At 41.3% G+C, this 1337-nt stretch carries 1 pseudogene; it reads left to right on the top strand.

Annotated elements, in window-relative coordinates:
* Positions 1-576 precede the first annotated feature (576 nt).
* Positions 577-1260, top strand: a pseudogene (locus GNE10_RS34545) (GTP-binding protein); the annotation flags it as partial.
* Positions 1261-1337 lie beyond the last annotated feature (77 nt).

Genomic DNA, 1337 nt, shown 5'->3' with positions numbered 1-1337 from the left:
GATAAGAGGGATGAGGGAAATGAGGGAGAGGCGACGCTACCTACTAATATCAAACTGACTAAAGTTGTTATGCCATATTTATAAAGTGATAATTTCATAGATTTTCTAAATCGCAACAATTTCCAGTTAGTTTACTTAACAAAAAGTTTGGGGAATGCTAAAGTTTTTTACAAAACTTTTTGATTACCTATTGAACTTTGTTTAGCTTAACTTTTCTTAAACTAAATCTTACGACAGGCTACAATTTTTTTAAATATCGATTAAAGGTAGGATAATAACAAATTAAAGAAGGGGTAATTTTGACTGCGCCAATTTAAGATTTGAGATTTTAGATGATTTCGGTTCATGTCTCCCCCAGGCTGCGTCGCACTTCGCTAACATGGGCGGAACAAATTCCAAATTAAAAATCCTCAAGCCCCTACCCAGAGTGGTCGGGTAAATGCAAAATCGTTCGACTGAGCGGAGTCGAAGTCTAAAATTTAAAATCCAAAATCAATTGACTCCAGAAAACCATTTTTTATCCCTGATAAAGATAGCGTAATGCGGTTGGTAATGAATTACCGCAAGGGAGGTTTTATGAACGAAAAAGTAAAATCGGGTTCGCGGAATGTTGCAATTGTTGGGCCTTATTTAAGTGGAAAAACAACTTTACTAGAAAGTTTGTTATTTGTTACAGGGGCGATTTCTCGCAAAGGAAATGTTAAAGACAGCAACACAATAGGAGATAGTGCTGCCGAGTCGCGCGATCGCCACATGAGTGTAGAAGTCAGCGCTGCTAGCACTGAGTATAACGGTACTCGCTTCACTTTTGTTGATTGTCCCGGAAGTGTAGAATTTGCCCAAGAAACATACAATGCTTTAATCGGAGTTGATGCCGCAATTGTAGTTTGCGAACCGATACGCGATCGAGTCCTCACCCTCGCCCCTTTATTTAAATTCCTCGACGATTGGGAAATTCCCCACATAGTTTTCGTCAACAAAATGGATCGGGCAAATATCCATGTTTTAGAAACATTACACGCCCTCAAAGCAGTTTCCAGCCGTCCCCTAGTAGCCCATCAATATCCCATCATGCAAGGGGAACAACTCACCGGCTTCATCGACATGGTGAGCGAACAAGCATATCAATATCATCCCGGCGCACCCGCTGACCCCATCCCCTTCCCCGAAAATTTAAAAGAAGAAGAACATATCGCACGGGCCCAAATGCTCGAAGCCCTAGCAAACTTTGATGACCATTTACTCGAAGAACTTTTAGAAGGTGCGTTCCGTTCCCTCCAAATGGCATAAAGCCAAGGACGAGGGACAAGAATCAAAGTAGGGAATTAACCCGAACT

This window comes from Nostoc sp. 2RC, from assembly GCF_014222165.1.
GTDB classification, from domain to species: Bacteria; Cyanobacteriota; Cyanobacteriia; order Cyanobacteriales; family Nostocaceae; genus Nostoc; species Nostoc linckia.
Note: the sequence above shows the minus strand (reverse complement) of the source record. Positions and strands in the feature narration are given on the sequence as shown.